This window comes from Methylobacterium sp. E-005 (genome assembly GCF_022829725.1).
Lineage (GTDB): Bacteria > Pseudomonadota > Alphaproteobacteria > Rhizobiales > Beijerinckiaceae > Methylobacterium.
This window is the reverse complement of the sequence record NZ_JAKSYG010000153.1, coordinates 137,999-154,491: the sequence shown is the minus strand read 5'-3', so window position 1 is coordinate 154,491 and position 16,493 is coordinate 137,999. Positions and strand designations below refer to the sequence as shown.

At 68.1% G+C, this 16,493-nt stretch carries 16 protein-coding genes; 6 read left to right on the top strand and 10 right to left on the bottom strand.

Annotated features, from left to right (window positions below; all coding sequences use genetic code 11):
- Positions 1-156 precede the first annotated feature (156 nt).
- From MKK88_RS16935 to MKK88_RS16905, 7 genes are all read right to left on the bottom strand, one after another.
- Positions 157-1,119, bottom strand: coding sequence for an SMP-30/gluconolactonase/LRE family protein (locus tag MKK88_RS16935; protein WP_244001673.1), 963 nt, complete (start codon positions 1,117-1,119; stop codon positions 157-159).
- A gap of 97 nt (positions 1,120-1,216) precedes the next feature.
- Entirely contained in the window at positions 1,217-2,107 is an 891-nt protein-coding gene (locus tag MKK88_RS16930) for a dihydrodipicolinate synthase family protein (RefSeq protein WP_244001653.1), read from the bottom strand.
- Between the two features lie 11 nt (positions 2,108-2,118).
- A complete protein-coding gene (locus MKK88_RS16925; protein ID WP_244001651.1) occupies positions 2,119-3,246 on the bottom strand; it encodes an iron-containing alcohol dehydrogenase in 1,128 nt (375 codons plus the stop codon).
- Between the two features lie 8 nt (positions 3,247-3,254).
- Positions 3,255-4,283: a 4-hydroxythreonine-4-phosphate dehydrogenase PdxA gene (gene pdxA / locus MKK88_RS16920; protein WP_244001648.1), complete on the bottom strand. Its 1,029-nt coding sequence runs from the start codon at positions 4,281-4,283 to the stop codon at positions 3,255-3,257.
- Complete coding sequence (locus tag MKK88_RS16915; protein WP_244001646.1) at positions 4,280-5,380, bottom strand: four-carbon acid sugar kinase family protein; 1,101 nt, start codon at positions 5,378-5,380, stop codon at positions 4,280-4,282. Before MKK88_RS16915 ends, pdxA begins: the two co-directional genes overlap by 4 nt.
- Positions 5,381-5,391: 11 nt before the next feature.
- Positions 5,392-6,669: an MFS transporter gene (locus MKK88_RS16910; protein ID WP_244001644.1), complete on the bottom strand. Its 1,278-nt coding sequence runs from the start codon at positions 6,667-6,669 to the stop codon at positions 5,392-5,394.
- 80 nt (positions 6,670-6,749) lie between these two features.
- Positions 6,750-8,177, bottom strand: coding sequence for an FAD-binding oxidoreductase (locus MKK88_RS16905; protein WP_244001641.1), 1,428 nt, complete (start codon positions 8,175-8,177; stop codon positions 6,750-6,752).
- Between the two features lie 236 nt (positions 8,178-8,413).
- Between MKK88_RS16905 and MKK88_RS16900 the strand changes: the two genes are divergently transcribed.
- From MKK88_RS16900 to MKK88_RS16880, 5 genes are all read left to right on the top strand, one after another.
- Complete coding sequence (locus tag MKK88_RS16900; protein ID WP_279602345.1) at positions 8,414-9,217, top strand: FadR/GntR family transcriptional regulator; 804 nt, start codon at positions 8,414-8,416, stop codon at positions 9,215-9,217.
- A gap of 601 nt (positions 9,218-9,818) precedes the next feature.
- On the top strand, positions 9,819-10,301 hold the full coding sequence (locus MKK88_RS16895; RefSeq protein ID WP_244001637.1) for a MarR family winged helix-turn-helix transcriptional regulator: 483 nt from the start codon (positions 9,819-9,821) through the stop codon (positions 10,299-10,301).
- Positions 10,298-11,977 carry an FAD-dependent monooxygenase gene (locus MKK88_RS16890; RefSeq protein ID WP_244001635.1) on the top strand — a complete coding sequence of 560 codons (1,680 nt, stop codon included), beginning with the start codon at positions 10,298-10,300 and terminating at the stop codon, positions 11,975-11,977. The genes MKK88_RS16895 and MKK88_RS16890 overlap by 4 nt, the downstream gene beginning before the upstream one ends.
- Positions 11,970-12,779: an MBL fold metallo-hydrolase gene (locus MKK88_RS16885; RefSeq protein ID WP_244001633.1), complete on the top strand. Its 810-nt coding sequence runs from the start codon at positions 11,970-11,972 to the stop codon at positions 12,777-12,779. The genes MKK88_RS16890 and MKK88_RS16885 overlap by 8 nt, the downstream gene beginning before the upstream one ends.
- On the top strand, positions 12,704-13,456 hold the full coding sequence (locus MKK88_RS16880) for an SDR family oxidoreductase (protein WP_244001631.1): 753 nt from the start codon (positions 12,704-12,706) through the stop codon (positions 13,454-13,456). The genes MKK88_RS16885 and MKK88_RS16880 overlap by 76 nt, the downstream gene beginning before the upstream one ends.
- A gap of 82 nt (positions 13,457-13,538) precedes the next feature.
- On the opposite strand, the gene MKK88_RS16875 is transcribed toward MKK88_RS16880, so the two are convergent.
- The 3 genes from MKK88_RS16875 to MKK88_RS16865 are packed head-to-tail and all read right to left on the bottom strand — an operon-like array spanning position 13,539 to position 15,185.
- The gene (locus tag MKK88_RS16875) at positions 13,539-14,135 is read right to left on the bottom strand and encodes a YdeI/OmpD-associated family protein (protein ID WP_244001629.1); all 597 of its coding nucleotides are present in this window, start codon (positions 14,133-14,135) and stop codon (positions 13,539-13,541) included.
- A gap of 19 nt (positions 14,136-14,154) precedes the next feature.
- Positions 14,155-14,568, bottom strand: coding sequence for a DUF1761 domain-containing protein (locus MKK88_RS16870; protein ID WP_244001627.1), 414 nt, complete (start codon positions 14,566-14,568; stop codon positions 14,155-14,157).
- Positions 14,565-15,185 (bottom strand): TetR/AcrR family transcriptional regulator, encoded by a 621-nt coding sequence (locus MKK88_RS16865; protein ID WP_244001625.1) that lies wholly within the window; start codon positions 15,183-15,185, stop codon positions 14,565-14,567. Before MKK88_RS16865 ends, MKK88_RS16870 begins: the two co-directional genes overlap by 4 nt.
- A gap of 163 nt (positions 15,186-15,348) precedes the next feature.
- Between MKK88_RS16865 and MKK88_RS16860 the strand changes: the two genes are divergently transcribed.
- Positions 15,349-16,392 (top strand): aldo/keto reductase, encoded by a 1,044-nt coding sequence (locus MKK88_RS16860; RefSeq protein ID WP_244001624.1) that lies wholly within the window; start codon positions 15,349-15,351, stop codon positions 16,390-16,392.
- Positions 16,393-16,493 lie beyond the last annotated feature (101 nt).

The following is a 16,493-nucleotide window of genomic DNA, read 5'->3' as shown; positions in this document are numbered from 1 at the left end:
GCAAGAAATGGCTGCAGCCACCGATCCAGATCCTCATGCCATCCGCCAGCACCGGACATCGCGCGCACCCAAGCCCATGGCCGTGGCATGCGAATCCGCGAAAACCTCCCGCGTTCCTTCAATCTGCCAAAGTAGTGCTAGATAGAATGCATCATATTAACCGCCCGCCGCGCCTCGGGTATTCACGTAGGCAGCATAAAGCGATTTACTTGCGGCCATGAAAAGCCGGTTTCGCTTGCGCCCGCCGAAGGCCACGTTGGGGCATCGTTCCGGGAGATGAATATGACCGATGGCCTTGCCGGTCTTATTGAAAATGCGAACGCCATCGAAGGCTTCGCTCATCCCCCACCCACACCAGAGATTGCCATCGACGTCCACCCGGAACCCGTCCGGCCGCTCTCCGGGCTGCGCCTGGATGAAGATCCGGTTGTTGGCGAGCCTCGTGCCGTCATCCACCACGTCGAAGACGCGGATCACCCTCGGATTTGCGGCGGCCTCAATGACGTAGAGCAAGGACTCGTCGGGCGAGAAGGCCAGACCGTTTGGACGCCCGACGTCCCCCGTGACGATCGCGATGCGCCCGTCCCGGCCGTCGACGCGGTAGACGTTGGTCGGCAACTCCTGAGGGGCGGCGTCACTTTCATAATTGCCGAGGATGCCGAACGGCGGATCCGTGAACCAGATGGAGCCGTCCGACTTACACACGATGTCGTTGGGCGAGTTCAGACGCTTGTCGTCGAAACGGTCGGCGATGACGGTGAGGCTGCCGTCCGGTTCGAGCCGAGTGACTCTCCGGCCGCCATGCTCGCACGTAAGAAGCCGGCCCTGACGGTCGCGGGTATGGCCATTCGGATAGCCGGCCGGCTTCTGGAACTCGTCAACCTGGCCGGTGGATTCCTGCCAGCGGAGAGTTCGGTCGTTCGGAATATCTGACCAAATCAGGCAACGCTGATCCGCCATCCAAACGGGTCCCTCGCTCCAACGGGCCCCCGTCCAGAGACGCTCCACGGCGCCGGCATCCAGCCTGTACTTGGCGAAGCTCGGATCCAGGATTTCGAATGCAGGATCCGGGTAGCGCACGGTGTCGTCCCAGCGCGCGGACGAGGGCCCCGCGGCCAGGAACGAGGCTGCTCCGGTCGCAAGCGAGAACAGATCCCGACGTGTGGTCTTGGTCACCGTTTCGCCTCCTCATCATCCTCGATCCAGGATCGCTCGATCAGCCGCCGAGCAAGGCGTGCCGCTGGTCTGGAGTGAGGGCCATGAGCGGCGGACACAGGCGAAGCCAGCCGTCCTCGCCCGTCGCCTGCGCGATAAGCGTCTTGATCGCAGCCATCTGGCGGGGGCCGACGGTGCGCTCGCGCTCGTTCACCACGCGAGCCTGCGCCGCGGCGACCTCATCCGCCTTCGACGGGTCGGCATGGTGCCGGTAGACGAAAGCGAGATCCGCCGCACAAATATTGGAGGTGGCGGTGATGCAGCCCGCAGCGCCCTTCGACAGAAGCGGCAGCAACAACGGGTCGGCGCCGGTGAGCACTGCGAAGCCGGGGAACCGCTCGATCATCGCCACGTGGTTGGCGATGTCGCCGGAGGAATCTTTGATGCCGGTCACGGTCTCCGGATAGCGCGCCCGCAGCCGCTCGATCAGGTCGTGGGAGATCGGCACGGCCGAGACTTGGGGGATGTGGTAGAGCACGACACGAAGCCGTGCATCGCCGATCCGCTCGATGACCTCGGAATAGGCGGCGAACAAGCCGTCATCGGTGACACCCTTGTAGTAAAAAGGCGGAAGCATCACGACCGTATTCACGCCGAGCGAGAGAGCGTGCTTCGTCAGGTCGATCGTCTCCGCGATCGCCGCAACGCCGGTGCCAGGCATCAGCTTCTGCGGGGCGACGCCAGCCTCGACCGTGACGTCGAGGAGCGCCTTGCGCTGAGCCAGCGAGAACGAGTTCGCTTCCCCGGTCGTGCCGAGCAGGGCGACGCCGTCGCAGCCCTGTGCGATGAGCCGCCTGGCATGAGCCACGAACAGCGTGTGGTCGGGCGCGTAATCGGCTGTGAGCGGCGTAGCAGCGGCGCAGAAAACGCCGCGGGGATGAAGGACGGTCATCACAGGAACCTTCAGTAGGCGGCTCGGTAGAGCGTGAGGATGTCGGCGCGGCTCATGTCGCGCGGATTGTTGTCGAGGAGCCTTCGGATGGCGTGGGCCTCGCCCGCCATCGCGTCGAGATCGTCCTCCGGCACGCCGATGCGCGACAGGCGAAGCTCCACGCCGAGGTCGGCACAGAACCGGGTGGCGTGCTCACGGACGGTGGCTTCGTCGGCGCTGGCCGGGGCGCCCAAAGCCTGGAGCACGAGGGCGGTCTTCTCCGGCACGGCAGGGGCATTGAAGGCCAGGGTGTGCGGGAAGATCGCCGCGCAGGCGAGCCCGTGGGTGACATGGTGCCGGGTGCCGAGCGGATAAGCCACGGCATGGCCAGCAGTGGTGTTCACCGGTCCAAGGCAGAACCCGCCGTAAAGCGAGGCCAAAGCCAGCCCGGCTCGGGCCTCACGGTCGGAGCCATCGGCGACCGCGCGTGGCAGGTAGCGGCCGACGAGGCGGGTGCCTTCCAGCGCGTAGAGATCGATGGTTGGGTGCGCCTTCCGGCTGGTGAAAGCCTCGACGCAATGGGCCATGGCGTCGACGCCCGTGGCGGCGGTCACGGCGGCCGGCACGGTCATCGTCAGGTCGGGGTCGATGACAGCGAGGTCCGCCAACATATGGCGGCTCTGCACCGCGAGCTTGGCTTGCGCCTCCGGGTCGGTGACGAGGGAGCGCGTGCCCGCCTCGCTGCCGGTGCCTGCGGTGGTCGGGACCTGGACGAGGCCGATCCGGCGACCGAGCACCTTCTCGGGGCCGACGACATCGCGCAGGGTCTGGCCGCTGCCCGGCAGGACGGCAGCGAGCTTGGCGAGATCCATGGCGCTGCCGCCGCCGAAGCCGATCACGCAATCGGGCCGGACCTCGTCCGCGAGCGCCAGCACCGAATCGAGGTTCGGGAGGTCCGGCTCCGGTTTCACCGTGCCGAACACGGCGATCTCGCCGGACAGGCCGAGAAGATCGACCCGGCCGGCATTGAAGGCATCAGCCACCACGAGCGGGCGGCGGTAGCCGCACTCGGCGAGGAAGCGCGCCGCGCGGGAGAGTGTGCCCGCGCCGAAGGCGATCTCCTGCGGCCGGACGAGGTCAATCGGCGAGGCGATATTCATGGTGATCCTCACGCGGCGCGGCGGTTGGCGGCGAGCTTCTCGGCGAACTCGATCGCCTCGATCAGGCTGCGCTCGTTGGCGATGCCCTTGCCCGCGATGTCGAAGGCGGTGCCGTGATCGACCGAAGTGCGGATGATCGGCAGGCCGAGGGTGATGTTCACGCCAGAGAGGTCCATCCACTTCCCCGTGGCGGGATCGATCTCGAAGCCGAGCAGCTTCACCGGGATGTGCCCCTGATCGTGGTACATCGCGACCACCGCGTCGTACTGGCCGGCGCGCAGCTTCACGAACACCGTGTCGCCCGGCACGGGGCCGTGGATGTCGAGCCCGTCCGCGTTGGCCTTCTCGATGACCGGCGTGCTGACGTCGACATCCTCGCTTCCGAACAGGCCGCCCTCGCCGGCATGGGGATTGAGCGCGGCCACCGCGATCTTCGGCCGGGCGAGCCCCAGGCCCTTCAGGGTCTTGTCGGTGAGGTCGATGACGAGGCGCAGGCGCTCCGGCGTCAGGCGCTTCGGAACGTCCTGCAGGGCGACGTGGGTGGTGACGTGCGAGACGCGCATGTTGCCGTGGGCAAGCATCATCACCGAGCCGCGCACGCCGGTGAGTTCGGCCAGCATCTCGGTATGACCGGCATAGTGGTAGCCGGCCTTATTGAGCGCCTCCTTGTTGAGGGGAGCCGTGACGATGCCGCCGATCTTGTCCGCCATTGCCAGACGGACGCCGGCCTCGATCGCCTTGTAGGCGAAGCGGCCACCATCGGCCGAGAGCCGGCCCGGCTCAATGGGCGCGCCCTCCGCATCTGCCTGGAGGCAACAGAGGGCAGGCCAGGTAGCTGCCTCGGAGACTTCGGCGATCCGCTCCGGCAGAAGGTCTAAGGCCTCTTCCGCCCGCCGCAGGGCCGGGACGCTGCCGATCACCATCAGCTTCAGATCGCCGGCACCGATCCGGTCCTTCAGCCGCGCGGCGGCCTTGACGATGATCTCGGGGCCGATACCGGCGGGATCACCCATGGTGATGGCGAGATGCTGGGTCATGTGCCGCTCCTGGTGTGCGGAAAGCCGTTTTGGTGGAGGAGGTCGCGCCAGAGGCCGGGCGCGCCGAAGGCCCCCGATTTCGACACGACCGGCAGGCCGTCCCAGCGTCCGCCGCGCAGCGTCGAGCGTGGGAGGCCGGGGGCGATCTGCCCGGGCACGTCGAGGTAGTCGACGGACAGGGCGAGGCAGAGCGCCTTGAGCGTCTCGCCCCCGGCGACGAGAAGGCTCCCCGGCCGGGGAAGATCGTCGATCAATCTCGCGAAGGCCCCGGCGATCTGCCCGGCGGCGACCTCGCGGGCCGTGCCGGGGGGAAGGTCGAGGCTCGCCATCACCGCACCGTCGCGGGCTAGGCGATCCATGATGAGGTCGCGATGCGGCGCGCCGCGGGTGAGAACGAGCCGCAGGGCCCCGCAAGCCGCGAGCTGGGCCTCGGTTTCCTCGCGGTCGGACCCGAACAATCCGAGGACCGGTCCTTCCAGGCGGGTATTGGACGGCGGCGTCACCCCTCTGGCGAGGGCGGCGGCGAGGCCGCCGCTGCCGCACCACAGGACGGGGCCATCCGCCGGCAGGGCCGCGATGGCGGCAAGATCCTCATCGGTGCGCGCATCGTAGACGGCGACCCCCTCGACCGGCCCGTCCGCGATGGAGGCCCGGCGGGCGGGGAGACCGGCCTCGCGCAAAGTCTGGGCGATATCGCCCGAGACGGGGGTCCAGTCCTCGCCGCGCCACATCAGTTGGCGGCCTTCCACCGTCGCCCGGCCTTGGTAGGGGAAGGCGGGCGCCACGACGCAGCGCCGCCAGCCGCCCGCCTGCACCGTGGCCGCCAGCTCCGCCGCCCAGGGACCGCGCATGAGGCTGTCGAGCTTCTTCAAGGCGATGTCTGCCCCGTCGAGGCGGGGCAGGAGGCCGTGCGTGATCCGCACCGCCTCCTCCGCTGTGCGCTCCCGCGTCCCGGAATCGATGGCGAACGAAGCCGATGCGCTATCCGACATGATCTCCGGCCAGACGACCGGGATGGTGCCACAGAGGCCGGTGAGTCCGGCCGCCGTGTCGAGGGTCCCGGTCAGGTCGTCGGCGATCAGGCGCAGGGTGGGCATCGGAGCCTGCCTCAGGCCTTGGACGGGGTGGCACCGGCCGCGAGGGCGCTGCCCTCGGCCTCGTCGTCCGGGCTCTTCAGCGGCGCGATCTCGCCGACGATGAACAGGTACGAGCAGGCGCCGATGATGCTGAGTGTTCCCGCCACCGCGAGCGGTACCACGAACGAGCCCTGGGTGATCGAGACCATCACGCCCGTGAAGGTGGTGATGGCGATGCCCGCGAGGTTCGAAGCGAAGTTCTGGATGCCGGAGATCGAGGCGACATGGGCCGGGGTCGGAGCGACGTCGCCCGGCAGCGTCCAGATGTTGGCGCCGGCGAAGGCGAGGCCGGAATACGAGATCGCCAGCAGGGTCAGGGCCGCCGCGTCACCGGGCACCAACGGCGCGAGGGCCACGACCGAGGAGGCGAGCAGGCCGCCGACGAGGCAGGTCTTGCGGGCGGCGGTGAGGCTCCAGCCCCCCTTGAACAGGCGGTCGGACAGGTAGCCGCCGAGCCAGCCGGCCGGGATCGCGACCAGGCCGGGCACAAGACCGAGCGTGCCGAGCTTCGCCAAGGAGAAGCCGCGGGACTGCGTGAGGTAGGACGGGAACCACGTGGTGTAGAAGTAGATGACGAAGTTCAGGCAGAAGAACCCAATCATCATCCCCCAGATCGTCCGGTAGCGGAACAGTTCGGCGTAGCGGATCCTCTTGGCGCCCGCCTTCACCGCGTAGTCGGCTTCCAGCACGGCAAGCTGCTCGGCCGTGACGGCGGAATGGTTCTTCGGATCGCGATAGAGCACGTACCACAGCACCATCCACACGAGGCCGATGGCGCCGGTGACGAGGAAAGCCTCGCGCCAGCCGAAATTGGCGATGATGAAGGCGACGAGCGGCAGGGTCATCGCCGAGCCGACGCGTGAGCCCGAGGCCCATACGCCGGTGGCGAGCCCGCGCTCGGAGCGGCGGAACCACAGGGAGGTGACCTTGGCATTCACGGGATAGCAGAACGCCTCGCCGATCCCGAGCACCATGCGGCAGGCGATGAGCGAGGCCACGCCACCAGCGAACGCCGTCGCCAGGGTCGCGACCGACATGATCAGCGTGGCCACCGTGTAAGTCAGCCGCGAGCCGAACTTGTCGATAAGCCAGCCGCCCGGCAGCTGCATCAGCACGTAGGACCAGAAGAACGCCGACAGGATCAGGCCCATCAGAGCTGGATCGATACCGTATTCCTTCTGGATCATCGGCACGGCGACGCCGAGATTGGCGCGGTCGATGTAGTTGATCGCCACCGCTAGGAAACACATCAAAACGATGGTCCAGCGCTGTTTCGGTAGTTTTATCGTGGCCTGTCCCGTCATGGCGTGTTCCTCCCTCTTATAGTTGTTCAGTCCATCAAGACCTTGCCGGGGTTCATTAGGCCGGCCGGATCGAGCACGCCCTTGATCGCCCGCATCAGGTCGAGTTCCAGGGGATCGGTGACGCGGGCGAGCCGGCCTCGGTTGGACAGGCCGATGCCGTGCTCGGCACTGATGGCGCCGCGCTGCAGACGGGTCTCGTCGTCGACGATGCCGTTGATGAGCGCGACGACCCGCTCGGTCTCGCCGCTCTCCGTGAGCCGCGCCCGGTCGATGAGGGCACAGACATGGATGTTGCCGTCGCCGATATGGCCGTGCATCGCCACGATGGCGTGCGGCACCGCCTCCTGGATCCGCCTCTCGACGTTCACCGCGAAGGCGGCCTGACGATCGAGGGGAACGGCGCTGTCGTGGGAGACAACCAAGCCGGACCGCTTGTTGCCCTCCGAGACGCTGTGGCGGACCTTCCAGATGCCCTTGGCCTGTGCCTCGCTCGACGCGATCAGCGCGTCCGAGATCAGCTCCCGCTCTAGAGCCTCGCCCAGGGCGGCTTCGAGGGGGGTCGCGAGGTCCGTCCCGGCCAGCGTGTCGGTAAGCTCGATGATGAGATACCACGGCGTGTCGAGGCAGAACGGGATCGCCGTGTCCGGCACATGATCGCGGATCGCCTCGATCTGGCTGCGGTTCATGATCTCCAGCGAACCCAGCCGGTCGCCGACATGGGAGCGGAGCAGACCCATCACTTCCAGCGCCTGCTCGACGCCAGGCAGCATCGCCAGCGCCGTCAGCGACACCCGGGGCCGGGCGAAGAGCTTCAGCACCGCGCCCGTGATGATGCCGAGGGTGCCTTCGGCGCCGATGAAGAGCTGCTTGAGGTCGTAGCCGGTGTTGTCCTTCCGCAGGGCGCGCAGGCCGTCGAAGATCCGGCCGTCGGGAAGCACCGCCTCGATTCCGAGCACGAGTTCCCGCGTCGGGCCGTAGCGCAGCACGGCGGTGCCGCCCGCGTTGGTGCCGATATTGCCGCCTATCTGGCAGGACCCCTCGGCTCCGAGGCTCAGGGGGAAGTACCGGTCCGTCGCCTCGGCCGCGGCCTGGATGTCTGCCAGCACGCAGCCGGCCTCGACGGTGATGGTGTTGGCCAGCGGGCTGACCGCCCGGATCGCCCGCATCCGGTCCAGCCGGATCACGAGGTTGTGGCCGGGCGCCGTCGGGGTGGCGCCGCCGCACAGGCCGGTATTGCCGCCCTGCGGGACGATGGCGACGCCCTCGCGGTGCGCCAGTGCGACGACCTGCGACACCTCGGAGACGTTGGCGGGCTTCACCACCGCGTCGGCCTGGCCGTGATAGCGCTCGCGCCAATCGGTCACGTAAGGGGCGAGGTCGTCCTGCGGACCCATTACATTCCGGGGGCCGACGATGGCGACCAAGCGATCAATAAAGCCTTGAGCATCACTCACGGCGATCTCCCTAGGAGCAGGGCCTAGCCCTGCGTCTACTTGTTATAAAGTTGTAATGCTGATACTCGCCGCCGCGCGACCGGTCAAGTGGTCTTGGCCGCCCAATTTAAGACAGGTTCCGCTCGGGAGCATTCACCTAACAGTTTGGCACGCATCGGGGCGGCGGATTGACGGTTCGACGCGAGCCGCAAAGCACCTGACATCTTTTTAACAACTCGGGTGACGGCAGGGCCAAGATGTGTCAGGTTGGTGCTTTCTCGAATCGACACTCATCAGAGCGGCAGTGTGGGAACGGAACGTCAGTGACAGCATCCTTGGCCCCATCACCCGAGGCGCCAACGCCTCGCCCGACAAGTCTGGTGGATACCGTCTACCGGGCGATCCTCACCGGCGTGGCGGACGGCACCTATGCGCCGAACGACCGCTTGCCGAGCGAGCACGATCTCGCCGGCCAGTTCAGGGTCTCGCGACCCGTTGTGCGTTCAGCTCTCGACCGGCTGAGGCGCGAGGGGACCATTGTGTCGAGGCGCGGCGCGGGAAGCTTCGTCCGGGCGAGCGAGGCGAAGCAGACGCTCGGCTTCGCGCCGGTGGAGAGCATCGCTGACATTCAACGGTGCTATGAGTTTCGCCTCACGATCGAGCCGGATGCTGCCCTCCACGCGGCCCTGCGGCGGGACGAGGCCGCCCTCCACCGCATCGAGGCGGCGCTTGAGCTTCTCACGGCGGCAACGCGCCAGGAGCAGCATCGGGAAGATGCCGACTTCATGTTCCACCATGCGATCGCGGAAGCTTCGAACAACCACTATTATGCGGCCTCACTTCAAGCGCTGCGTTCCCACATCGCGGTAGGCATGAAGATCCATGGCCTGTCCCTGCTCGGACCGAATTCAGGTCTGAAAGGCGTGCTCGAAGAGCACGAGGGTATCTTCCGCGCGATCCGAGATGGGGAGGGTGATGGAGCGCGTCACTCGATGGCCGCGCATATACGCACGTCGCGGGACCGCTTATTTGAAGGACGGTTGCTCGATCTTTCGCTCTGAGTCCCGGGATCTTGGCCCGGCCGATTGTCAATTAGATCAGCCGACAAAGTCGGATTCGTGGAGGCTCGTCCGCTTTCCTAAGTGGCGCCATCCGAACCGGACGGACCGCTTTCGGCCAAATCACGTCATGCCGGATCGCCACCATGCGCAGAACCCGACTTTCGGCTTGGCGCCCATCTCGGTCATACAGATGGCTATGACGACATCCCGTAAGCGGACTTCTCCGACTGCGATTGCCCATTCGCATAAGGGCACGCTACGGAACGAAGCGCACCGTGATCGTCCGCGGCTGCGCGCGACCCCTTGAGCTCTGACAAGGTCCGCTTCCAGGCTGACGAGAGGCCGCGGCCTACGGCTGGGTTGGGTGGATTTCTGCCAGTCCGCTTACGGGCAGCGATGGCGTGAAGCGGACGTCGCCGCCAAGCCTGTCTGCGGCCCGTGGGCGAATTGGTCCGTGCTGCCACCCTTCCGTACGGCGCCGCCAGTCCGAAAGGTATCGCATCAAAGCATCGACGCCGGAGCGGCGGCCGAATGATGGGCGACCGCCACTCAATCGACGGACATATTTGACAGTCTTCTGTCAAATCGTTAGATATCTGCCATGATTGGTCTCCAGCCCCTACCCGACGACCCGTTCCAGAGGCTCGTCATCAGCATCTTCCGCTTGAACGGCGCGCTCATCGCCAAGGGTGACCGTCTCGTGTCCGACCTTGGGCTGACGAGCGCCCGTTGGCAGGTGCTGGGCGCGGCCGTCGCCGCGCCGGTGCCGCTCACGGTCGCCTCCATCGCGCGTAACATGGGCCTGACCCGGCAGACCGTGCGCACCACGGTCAGGGAGTTGGAGGCTGCGGGCTTCGTGCGGCTTGCCCCCAACCCGCACCATCAACGGGCCCACCTCGTCGTGCCCACCGCCACGGGGGAGTACGCCTTCGCCTCGGCGATGGAGCGCCAGGTGGCATGGGGCGAGGGCTTGGTGCGCGACCACGATGCCGGGCGCATCACCGCCGCGGCGGATCTGCTGCAGGAGCTCCTCGCGCAAATCCACGACGCGCGGATCGACGACGAGACTACGGAGGAAGCATGATGGCCGAGGCGATGTCGCAATCCCGATACGATGCCGACGTCGCCATCGTCGGGGCCGGTCCGGTCGGCCTGACGCTGGCCTGCGCGCTGGCCCACCACGGCGTTCGATTTCGCATCTTCGAGCGGAAGCCGGGTCCGTCGCAGGACTCGAAGGGCCACGACCTCATCGCGCGCGTCCAGGAACTGCTTCAGTCGATAGGCGTCCTCGACGTGATCGCGGCGAAGTCATACTCGGCGCTCGACCAGCAGATCCTGCTCGACGGCAAGCCCCTGGCGCGCCTCGACCTCCGCGGTTCGGGCAGCCCATACGAGGCGTGCCTGTTCAACAGCCAGGGCGTGATCGAGGCCGAGCTCGCGGCGGTACTCGAAGCCCGCGGCATCCCGGTCGAGCGCGGGTGCGAAATCCAGGACATCGCCGCCGATGACGACGGCGTCTCAGTCACGGTCGAACGGACGGGCGACGACCGTCGCTCCGAGCGCTTCCGCTGCCGCTACCTCGTCGGGGCCGACGGCGTGAAGGGAACGGTGCGCAAGGCGGTCGGGCTCGACTTCGAGACCGAGCCGATGCCGGACTGGGCGACGCGGCAGGTCGATGCACAGCTCCGCTGGCAGCGCTCGACGACCTTCGACCAAGCCTGGTTCTTCCTCTACCCCGGCGGCCTCGCCGGCGTGATGCCGGTCTGGGAAGGTGTCCACCGGCTGTTCTTCATCGAGGACGACAAGCTCGTTCCCGACCGCGATCCGACCCTGGACGAGATGGTTGCCCGCGCCCGCGAGGTCCTGGGGGACCCGACCTTCGAGATGTCCGGCATGATCTGGGCCAGCCACGGCAAGTTCGAGCACGGCGTCGCCCCCGGCTACGGGGCCGGCCGGGTCTATCTCGCCGGCGATGCCGGTCACACCACGCTGCCCATCGGCGGGCAGGGCATGAACGCGGGCATGGTCGACGCCGTCGGCCTCGGCTGGCGGCTGGCGATGACGCTCGCCGGCGCGGCCGGGCCCGTGGTCCTCGACAGCTACGGACCGGAACGTCAGGGCGCGCATGCGGAACTCGGCGACGAGCAGGTGTGTGGCTTCAAGCAGCTAATGTATCGGAGCCATCTTGCGGACGTGGCGGTCGGGGCGGTCGCCAGCCTAGTGCCGAACTTGGCCGAGCGGGTGTTCGGAGGAATGGACCTTACACAGCTCAGCGTCGCCTACCCCGACAGTCCCCTGAGCGAGGACCACGGCCCCGGCACGCTGCCGCTGGTCGGCAAGGCTGTCCCGGCCGGCGCGCGGGCGCCCGACGCCCGCCTCGTGTCCTCGGACGGAGCCGATACCCAACTCTTCGATTGGATCTACAACCCGGACGGGATGAGCTGGGGCTGGCGGCTGCTGATGTTTGACGGGCGCGAGACGGAGGCGCACGCCGGTCTCGCACGGGCCGCCGCGCTGGCGTCGCCCTGGCCATGGGTCAGGCCGCTGCGGGTGCTCGCGGAACCCGGCCACGACGCGGGTGGGATCGACGGGGAGCCTTTCCTGCGCGACCTCGACGGCGTCGCCCACCGCGCCTACGGGCTGGATGGCAAGCCGACGCTGGTCCTGGTTCGTCCGGACGGGCACATCGCCTTCCGGTGCGACACGACCCGTCCCGAGCGTCTCGCCGCCTATTGCCGGACAATCGGCGGCGATGCGTAGGCAAGCCAAGGTCTCCAAGGTCGCGGCCGGTCTGCACCGGCTCGACCTCGGGGGGGGCAACGCCTACCTGATCGAGGACGGACGCGAGCTCGCCCTGATCGACACCGGCTTCCCCGGTCAGTCCGGGGCCATCCTGTCAGCCGTCGAGGGTCTCGGACGCCCTCCGACCGACCTCCGGCACATCGTTCTCACCCACGCCCATCCCGACCATGTCGGCTCGGCCGCCGCCTTGGTGACGGCCACGGGTGCGCGGACATACATGCACCGCCTCGACGTACCGGTCGCCGAGGGACGTACCGAGAACCGCCCCCTGGAGCCGGCCCCCGACCCGCTGATGCGGGTCCTCTTCGTGCTTCTGTCGCTGTCGAAGCCCGACGTCGATCCGGTGCGGATCGACGCTCCCGTCGACGACGGGGACGTCCTACCCATCGCCGGTGGCCTAACCGTCGTCCACGCCCCCGGCCATTGCGCAGGTCAGGTCGCGCTGCATTGGCGTTCCCGCGGCGTGCTGTTCGTCGCGGACGCCTGCGCCAACCTTCTCGGCCTGCGCCACCCCCTCGGCTACGAGGACCGCGCACGGGGTCTCGCGAGTCTGCGCCGGCTCGCCGACCTCGACTTCGCCACGGCCTGTTTCGGCCATGGCCGACCCATCGTCGGGCGCGCCGACGATGGGTCGGCCGTCGATGGCACCCCTCCGCTCCCCAGCGTTAGACCTCCGGAAAAATTATGGACATCAAAGGCAAGCACGCCCTGGTCACCGGTGGCGGCGTCGGAATCGGGCTTGAGATCACGCGGGCGATGACCGCGGCGGGTGCGAGCGTCCTCATCGTCGGTCGCGACGAGGCCAGGCTGAGGACGGTGCAGAACCTGACGCCCCGGGTGACCTATTTCGCGGCGGACCTCACCGACCCCGCAGAATGCGACCGTCTCGTCGCGCATGTCCTGGCCGGGTCGCCAGCCCTCGACATCCTCGTCAACAACGCCGGGACGATGCAGTACCTCGCCCTGACGGCGCCCGACGCCCGGGCTCGCATCGAGCGGGAGCTCGCGCTCGACCTGCGCGCCCCGATCCACCTCGCCACCGCCTTGCTGCCCCACCTCCTTGAGCGTCCCGAGGCGGCCATCGTCAACGTCACCACCGGGCTCGTCTACGCGCCTTTCGGAAATACCCCGGGCTACAGCGCCGCGAAAGGGGGACTGCATGCCTTCACGCGGTCTCTACGTTGGCAGACCCGCCATACCCGCCTCCGGGTCGTGGACCTGTTGCCCCCGGCCGTCGCGACGAGCCTGACCGCCAGATATGACGGACCGAAGATCAGCCCCGACAAGGTCGCGACGGCTTTGCTGGATGGCCTCCGGACAGGCAGGGAGGAAGTGCGGCCCGGCCAGACCAAGGCGCTCTACGCGATGTCGCGCATCGCGCCCGGCTTCATCTTCCGCGCCCTGAACAAGCAGGCGGACAAGGTACCGCTCGATTGACCGACGCGATCATCGCCTAGGTCGATTTACGCGCCCCTGACGGCGACGAAGGCCAAGGGCAGGCATGGGAGGTGGTGGAACATCAGTCCGATGGCTGCGCCGCGACGAGGAATGACGCGATCCTTCGGCGGCGGGTCTCGTCCTTGCGGGCGTTGGCGAGGGCGAAGAGCAAGGCGTACCGCTCCGAACGGTTCAGGCCCGCGAACCGCGCGGCGGCAGCGGGGCACCCTTCGAGCGCGACGCGAAGGTCGTCCGGGGCGGTTGCGGTGCGGGAGGACGGGTAGGCTCGGTCCCACCGGCCGTCGGCCCGGGCGGCATCCGCTTCCCTCGACCCGCGCGGCCTCATCCGGCCCTCGGCGGTCAGTTCGTCCACCCGGGCCCGGTTGACCTGGGACCAGTTGCTGCGCGGCCGTCTGGGCGTGAAGCGCACGAGGAAGAAGCGCTCGTCCTCGGGCGCCGCCTGTCCGTCGATCCAGCCCTCGCACAGCGCGCAATCGATGGCCCCCCGGTGGGAGAGGGTCGTCGCTCCCGACCCCTTCTTCGCGAACCTCAGCCAGGCGCCCGTCGCCGTTTCGTCCCGCCCGGCGAGCCAGGCGGCGAAGGCCGGCGCATCGGCGAACCCGACGATGGGCAGGCCGCCCTTCGTCGGCGAAAGTGCCGCGGGACCGTTTGCGTCCATCCCGTCGTCCATGTCTCGGTCAACCGACCGTGAACAGGATGACGCAGATCAGGACGCTCGACGCGAGGAAGTAGCTCGCGCTCAGGAATCCATAGGGGAGCGGACGCGGGATGTTGGGGTTGATCCCCATGTTCACGGCCGTCGACCCGAGCAGCCCGACGCCGACCAGGGCACCCAGGCCGGCCGCCTGCGGAAGGGTCGGCACGGCGAGCCACCGCATCAGGACGGCGAGCGCCACCGTGGTGACGAGCATGCAGATCGACGGCCCGACGAAATACAGCGGGGCTGGCTTGGACGGAGGGAGTTGGTCCCGTCCCAGGACGACCGCGTAGGTCCGTCCGAAGAGAAGGTCGAACCAGAGCCACCCCAGCATCATCACGGAGAAGCCGGCCACGAGGATGCCGAGCAGGTTCATCGGGGTCAGGGACGTCACGTCGAGGCTCCGGTGGTTGGGGGGGAATCGGGCGACTTGCGGGGAAGCCCAAGGGCGGGCAGCACCAGCCCGTCGACCATCGTGACCAGGAAGGCCCGGTCGAACGGCTGGCGCCGGATCAGGGTGCGGTAAGCGCCCATCGACGGCGTGATCTGCGCGACGGTCTCGATGTCCGCGTCACCTGGGATCTCGCCGCGGTCCCTAGCGCGTCGCATCAGTACCCGGTTCGCCTCCACCCATGGCGCGACGAGGGCGTCGTGCGCCGTGCCGGCGAGCGCCGGGTGTTGCGACAGCAGGGCGGCCATGCCGGCCATCGCCCGCAACTTGCGCTCGGTCTCCTCCATCGGCTGCGGCCGGAACAGGGCGAGTAGGTCGTCGCGCAGGCTGCCCGTGTCGGGAAGGTTGTCGAGGTCGACCTGCTCGCGCTTCATGCGGGCGACCGCCTCCAGCACCATGTCGGCCTTGGTCGCCCAGCGGCGGTAGACGGTGGCCTTCCCCGCCTTCGCCCGGACCGCGACCATGTCCATGGTCATCCCGTCGTAGCCGACCTCCGCGAGGATCGAGATCGCCGCGTCGAGGATCGTGGCGTCCCGGGAGGCGTCGCGCTTGCGGCCCACGGCTGCGCTCGGTCGCCCGCCGCCGGTCCCTGTGTCGGCCTCGCCATCGATCGGGTCCCGTGTCGGATCGGAAGTCATATTAATTCGATACCATTCAGTTCCGGAACTTGCAAGTCTCGTTTTGTGTTGGTAGTGGATGGCCTCCCATCGAAAGGCACCCCCCATGCGTTACAAGGCTCTCGGCCGCACCGGCTTGTTCGTCTCCGAGCTCTGCCTCGGCACGATGACCTTCGGCCAGGCGGGCGGCCGCTACGCCGCCGCGAGCGGTGTCGGGCAGGAGACGGTCGACGAGATCCTGCGGCGCGCGGTCGATGCGGGCATCAACTTCGTCGACACCGCCAACGTGTATGCGAGCGGCCAGGCGGAGGAGATCGTGGGCCGGTCGCTTAAGACCCTCGGCATCGCCCGCAAGGACGTGGTGATCGCGACCAAGTTCGAGCACGCCATGGGGCCCGGCCCCAACGACGGCGGGGGCTCGCGCGCCCACATCGTGGAAGCGGCCCATGCAAGCCTCAAGCGGCTCGGCACCGACCACATCGACCTCTACCAGATGCATGGCTTCGACCCCGCGACCCCGGTCGAGGAGACGCTGCGCGCCCTCGACGACCTCGTCCGACAGGGGGTGGTGCGGTATCTCGGCGTCTCGAACTGGGCAGCATGGCAGGTGGCGACGGCGCTCGGCATCGCCGACCGCATCGGGACCAGCCGGTTCCAGTCCTACCAGGGCTACTACTCGCTCGCCGGGCGGGACATCGAGCGGGACGTGGTGCCGATGCTGGAGGCGCATGGGCTCGGCCTCATCGCGTTCAGCCCGCTCGCCGGCGGATACCTGACCGGCAAGTACCGGGACGGCGCCAACGCCGGCCGCCGCGCGACCGTGCCGTTCCCGCCCGTGGACGAAGTGCGGGGATCCGCGGTGCTCGCGGCGATGGATGGGGTCGCCGAGGCGCACGGCACGACGCACGAGGCCGTGGCAATCGCCTGGCTCAGGCAGCGGGGCGTCGCCAGCATCATCGTCGGCGTCAAGGGCGTGAATCAGCTGGACGCCAACCTGGCGAGCCTCGAAATCACCCTGACCGCCGCGGAGATGGACGTGCTAGGCGAAGCCAGCGGCCCGGCCCCGGAATACCCCGGGTGGATGCTGGCGCAATCGAGCGCGGCGCGGGCGGAACTGCTTCGCACCGGTAAGGTGCCGGCGGCCCACTGAGGCCGGAACCTTGTTCCGCGCCTTGGTTGGTCGCACCGGCTGACGGCCAAGGCGCGCGGACCCCAACGACGATACAGTCGCCGTGGTAGGCCATGTCCGCC

Excerpts from the sequence above, each read along its gene's own strand:
- MKK88_RS16930 (WP_244001653.1), bottom strand. The coding sequence starts at position 2,107 with ATGACCGTCCTTCATCCCCGCGGCGTTTTCTGCGCCGCTGCTACGCCG.
- MKK88_RS16925 (WP_244001651.1), bottom strand. The coding sequence starts at position 3,246 with ATGAATATCGCCTCGCCGATTGACCTCGTCCGGCCGCAGGAGATCGCC.
- pdxA (WP_244001648.1), bottom strand. The coding sequence starts at position 4,283 with ATGACCCAGCATCTCGCCATCACCATGGGTGATCCCGCCGGTATCGGC.
- MKK88_RS16915 (WP_244001646.1), bottom strand. The coding sequence starts at position 5,380 with ATGCCCACCCTGCGCCTGATCGCCGACGACCTGACCGGGACCCTCGAC.
- MKK88_RS16910 (WP_244001644.1), bottom strand. The coding sequence starts at position 6,669 with ATGTGTTTCCTAGCGGTGGCGATCAACTACATCGACCGCGCCAATCTC.
- MKK88_RS16900 (WP_279602345.1), top strand. The coding sequence starts at position 8,414 with ATGTGTCAGGTTGGTGCTTTCTCGAATCGACACTCATCAGAGCGGCAG.
- MKK88_RS16895 (WP_244001637.1), top strand. The coding sequence starts at position 9,819 with ATGATTGGTCTCCAGCCCCTACCCGACGACCCGTTCCAGAGGCTCGTC.
- MKK88_RS16890 (WP_244001635.1), top strand. The coding sequence starts at position 10,298 with ATGATGGCCGAGGCGATGTCGCAATCCCGATACGATGCCGACGTCGCC.
- MKK88_RS16885 (WP_244001633.1), top strand. The coding sequence starts at position 11,970 with ATGCGTAGGCAAGCCAAGGTCTCCAAGGTCGCGGCCGGTCTGCACCGG.
- MKK88_RS16880 (WP_244001631.1), top strand. The coding sequence starts at position 12,704 with ATGGACATCAAAGGCAAGCACGCCCTGGTCACCGGTGGCGGCGTCGGA.
- MKK88_RS16875 (WP_244001629.1), bottom strand. The coding sequence starts at position 14,135 with ATGGACGCAAACGGTCCCGCGGCACTTTCGCCGACGAAGGGCGGCCTG.
- MKK88_RS16860 (WP_244001624.1), top strand. The coding sequence starts at position 15,349 with ATGCGTTACAAGGCTCTCGGCCGCACCGGCTTGTTCGTCTCCGAGCTC.